The organism is Roseibium sp. TrichSKD4 (assembly GCF_000148725.1).
Taxonomy (GTDB): Bacteria; Pseudomonadota; Alphaproteobacteria; order Rhizobiales; family Stappiaceae; genus Roseibium.
The window spans coordinates 1-2,500 of record NZ_GL476311.1; the positions used below are offsets into that span (position 1 = coordinate 1).

General features: G+C 54.3%; 2 rRNA genes (1 of these 2 cut by a window edge). Both read right to left on the minus strand.

Annotation, left to right across the window (positions count from 1 at the left end):
• Positions 1-27: 27 nt before the first annotated feature.
• A 5S ribosomal RNA gene (gene rrf / locus TRICHSKD4_RS08485) occupies positions 28-142 on the minus strand.
• A gap of 246 nt (positions 143-388) precedes the next feature.
• Positions 389-2,500: ribosomal RNA gene (locus tag TRICHSKD4_RS08490) — 23S ribosomal RNA — on the minus strand (it continues 612 nt past the right edge of the window).

Here is a 2,500-nt window from a genome sequence, read left to right on the forward strand (position 1 = left end):
GCGCATTTTATTATCTGTCATTTGCGGGCCTGGCGGCGACCTACTCTCCCGCGTCTTGAGACGAAGTACCATTGGCGCTGGGGCGTTTCACGGCCGAGTTCGGGATGGGATCGGGTGGGGGCGCCCCGCTTGGGCCACCAGGCCGGCGAAGGACAGATAGTTCTCACGGCTTGTCGCGGCTTTGCCGCTTGCCTGCGAATGCGCGCCCGACGGGCGGCGTCCGTTGGACGCTTCAAACTGTTGATTTGAAGTGGATCCGTGAGAATATGTCGTGAACTGGTCTTATATTGTCGATGAGTTTTTTCAAAGCGCCTGGGGCGCTTTGGTCTCGCACTCAAGTAGGCCTATGGCCGGCAGTGCAAGTATAGATGAACATAGAGTAATGAGAGTAATCAAGCCGAACGAGCTATTAGTAAAGCTAAGCTTCATGCATTGCTGCACTTCCACACGCTTCCTATCGACGTGGTGGTCTTCCACGGCTCTTCAGGGAGAACTGGTTTTGAGGTGGGTTTCCCGCTTAGATGCTTTCAGCGGTTATCCCTTCCGTACATAGCTACCCTGCAATGCGGCTGGCGCCACAACAGGTCCACCAGAGGTACGTCCATCCCGGTCCTCTCGTACTAGGGACAGATCCTCTCAATTCTCCTACACCCACGGCAGATAGGGACCGAACTGTCTCGCGACGTTCTGAACCCAACTCACGTACCACTTTAATTGGCGAACAGCCAAACCCTTGGGACCTGCTCCAGCCCCAGGATGTGATGAGTCGACATCGAGGTGCCAAACAATGCCGTCGATATGGACTCTTGGGCATCATCAGCCTGTTATCCCCGGCGTACCTTTTATCCGTTGAGCGATGGCCCTTCCACGAGGGACCACCGGATCACTATGGCCGACTTTCGTCTCTGCTCGACTTGTCAGTCTCGCAGTCAGGCAGGCTTATGCCATTGCACTCGACGAGCGATTTCCGACCGCTCTGAGCCCACCTTCGCGCGCCTCCGTTACCATTTGGGAGGCGACCGCCCCAGTCAAACTACCCGCCACACACGGTCCCGGATATTGTTGTACCGCGGTTAGATATCCATAAGGACAAGGGTGGTATTTCAAGGGTGACTCCACCTCAGCTGGCGCCAAGGCTTCAACGTCTACCACCTATCCTACACATGTCATTACGAATACCAGTGTGAAGCTGTAGTAAAGGTGCACGGGGTCTTTCCGTCTGACCGCAGGAACCCCGCATCTTCACGGGGAATTCAATTTCACTGAGTCTGTGCTGGAGACAGCGGGGAAGTCGTTACGCCATTCGTGCAGGTCGGAACTTACCCGACAAGGAATTTCGCTACCTTAGGACCGTTATAGTTACGGCCGCCGTTTACTGGGGCTTCAATTCGGTGCTTGCACACCTCCTCTTAACCTTCCAGCACCGGGCAGGCGTCAGACCCTATACGTCGTCTTGCGACTTCGCAGAGCCCTGTGTTTTTGATAAACAGTCGCCACCCCCTGGTCTGTGCCACCCCCTCGTGGTTGCCCACAAAGAGGTCTCCCTTCTCGCGAACTTACGGGAGCATTTTGCCGAGTTCCTTCAGCACAGTTCTCTCAAGCGCCTTGGTATTCTCTACCAGTCCACCTGTGTCGGTTTCGGGTACGGTTTATACGGTGGAGCTATTTCCTGGAACACCTTCGCTGCACCTCCAATCCAATAAGGAGATACAACACACAGCATCCGTCACTACCACCAAGTACAGGAATATTAACCTGTTTCCCATCGACTACGCCTTTCGGCCTCGCCTTAGGGGCCGACTAACCCTGCGCCGATTAGCGTTGCGCAGGAACCCTTGGACTTTCGGCGAGGGAGTCTCTCACTCCCTTTATCGTTACTCATGTCAGCATTCGCACTTCTGATATCTCCAGGTGCCCTCACGGGTCACCCTTCGCAGACTTACAGAACGCTCCGCTACCGCGTGCACAAAGTGCACACCCGCAGTTTCGGTGTATGGCTTGAGCCCCGGTACATTTTCGGCGCGGAGACCCTTATTTAGACCAGTGAGCTGTTACGCTTTCTTTAAATGATGGCTGCTTCTAAGCCAACATCCTGGTTGTTTTGGGATCTCTACATCCTTTCCCACTTAGCCATAACTTAGGGACCTTAACTGGCGGTCAGGGTTGTTTCCCTCTCCACAATGGACGTTAGCACCCACTGTGTGTCTGCCGGATAGTACTTCTCGGTATTCGGAGTTTGGTTAGGATCAGTAAGGCGGTAAGCCCCCATAGCCCATCCAGTGCTCTACCCCCGAGAGTATTCATCCGACGCTCTACCTAAATAGATTTCGCGGAGAACCAGCTATTTCCGAGTTTGATTGGCCTTTCACCCCTAGCCACAAGTCATCCCCGTCTTTTTCAACAGACGTGGGTTCGGTCCTCCAGTGCGTGTTACCGCACCTTCAACCTGCTCATGGCTAGATCACTCGGTTTCGGGTCTAATCCAACGAACTAAAACGCC